At 45.7% G+C, this 1,163-nt stretch carries 1 protein-coding gene; it reads left to right on the forward strand.

Annotated elements, in window-relative coordinates; translation table 11 throughout:
* Positions 1–1,163, forward strand: a 1,163-nt coding sequence (tuf, locus tag PAND9192_RS20255) for an elongation factor Tu (RefSeq protein ID WP_144018116.1), incomplete at both ends; no start/stop codon positions are given.

The following is a 1,163-nucleotide window of genomic DNA, read 5'->3' on the forward strand; positions in this document are numbered from 1 at the left end:
GAACGTAATAAACCGCACGTTAACGTTGGTACTATCGGTCACGTTGACCACGGTAAAACAACTCTAACTGCTGCTATCTGTACTACACTTGCAAAAGTGTACGGTGGTGTTGCTAAAGACTTCGCATCTATCGATAACGCTCCAGAAGAGCGCGAGCGTGGTATCACAATCTCAACTTCTCACGTTGAGTACGATACTCCTACTCGTCACTACGCACACGTAGACTGTCCTGGACACGCCGATTATGTTAAAAACATGATCACTGGTGCTGCTCAAATGGATGGTGGTATCCTAGTTGTTGCTGCAACTGACGGTCCTATGCCACAAACACGTGAGCACATCCTACTTGGTCGCCAGGTTGGTATTCCTTACATCATCGTATTCATGAACAAGTGTGACATGGTTGATGATGAAGAACTACTTGAGCTAGTAGAGATGGAAGTTCGTGAACTTCTTTCTGAGTACGATTTCCCAGGTGATGATTGCCCAGTAATCATGGGTTCTGCACTAGGCGCGCTTAACGGCGAAGCTGAGTGGGAAGCTAAGATTGTTGAACTAGCTGAAGCTCTAGATTCTTACATTCCAGAGCCAGAGCGTGCTATCGATCTACCATTCATTCTTCCAATCGAAGATGTATTCTCAATCCAAGGCCGTGGTACTGTTGTAACTGGTCGTATTGAGCAAGGTATCGTTAAAGTTGGTGACGAAGTTGCTATCATCGGTATCGTAGACACTATTACAACTACTTGTACTGGTGTTGAGATGTTCCGTAAGCTTCTTGACGAAGGCCGTGCTGGTGAGAACGTTGGTGTTCTTCTACGTGGTACTAAGCGTGATGACGTTCAACGTGGTCAAGTACTTGCTAAGCCAGGTTCAATCACTCCACACACAACTTTCACTTCAGAAATCTATGTTCTTTCTAAAGATGAAGGTGGTCGTCACACTCCTTTCTTCAAAGGTTACCGTCCACAGTTCTACTTCCGTACAACTGACGTAACTGGTACTATCGAGCTACCAGAAGGCGTTGAAATGGTAATGCCTGGTGATAACATCTCTATGACTGTTACTCTAATCGCACCTATCGCGATGGACGAAGGTCTACGTTTTGCTATCCGTGAAGGTGGCCGTACAGTTGGTGCTGGTGTTGTTGCAACTATCGTTGC

The sequence above is a fragment of the Photobacterium andalusiense genome (genome assembly GCF_900185625.1).
In the GTDB taxonomy this organism is placed as follows: domain Bacteria; phylum Pseudomonadota; class Gammaproteobacteria; order Enterobacterales; family Vibrionaceae; genus Photobacterium; species Photobacterium aquimaris.